The sequence below is a fragment of the Neobacillus vireti genome (genome assembly GCF_001026695.1).
In the GTDB taxonomy this organism is placed as follows: Bacteria; Bacillota; Bacilli; order Bacillales; family Cytobacillaceae; genus Neobacillus; species Neobacillus vireti.
In genome coordinates this window covers 1-718 of record NZ_LDNB01000026.1, presented here as the reverse complement: position 1 = coordinate 718, position 718 = coordinate 1, and the positions used below count along the sequence as shown (strand labels likewise).

The following is a 718-nucleotide window of genomic DNA, read 5'->3' as shown; positions in this document are numbered from 1 at the left end:
CCCCATTATTTACTCTATTTTCAGAGACTGATTTCTTGTTTTTTTTACGTGCTTGGCATTTAAAACCTAACTCATGCATTAACCTTCTCACTACTTTCTCCCCAACAATAAGGTTATACTTATCTTGCAATTCCGCACGTATTTTTCGATACCCATAGTTCTTATGGTGTTCGTGGAAAATTATAGTAATATTCTCTTTTAATTCTGTCTCGGTTTTGTTTTCTTTTTTATCTTTCCCTTTATTTCTTATATATTTATAGTATCCAGCTCGTGACACCTCAAGTTTTTCACATATTTTAGAGATGGGGTATTTAGACTCCAATTCCTCTACTACCTTAAACTTTGCTTTTTTTCCTCCTCCTTTAGAATTTGAAGATACTTTTTTAGTATTTCGTTCTCCATTTCTAATTCCTTAATTTTATCTTTATCGTTAAGTAGGCTCTTTCTTTTTTTTCGTTTTAATCCAACCTCACCATATGTTTTATATTTATCAATCCACTCATAAATGTAATCTGGATCAGAAACTTCCAATTGTTTGGCTACAATTTTTACACTTTCGCCGGCTTGTATTCTTTTAACTGCATCTAGTTTTAGTTCGAATGAATAAGATTTATTTATTCTTTTAGTTGACACTTAAATCACTCCCTTTATGACAATTATGGTCATAGATTTCCGGAATTATTCGTGTCAACTATTATGGGCGCAATTCACTGTCACC

Annotated in this window: 2 protein-coding genes; both read right to left on the bottom strand. The window is 31.9% G+C overall.

Annotation, left to right across the window (positions count from 1 at the left end; genetic code table 11):
• Positions 1 to 322 (bottom strand): IS3 family transposase (locus tag AA980_RS25565; RefSeq protein WP_047772078.1); only part of this gene is annotated, 322 nt, incomplete at its 3' end.
• A gap of 8 nt (positions 323 to 330) precedes the next feature.
• A complete protein-coding gene (locus AA980_RS25560; protein WP_024026233.1) occupies positions 331 to 633 on the bottom strand; it encodes a transposase in 303 nt (100 codons plus the stop codon).
• Between the last annotated feature and the right edge of the window lie 85 nt (positions 634 to 718).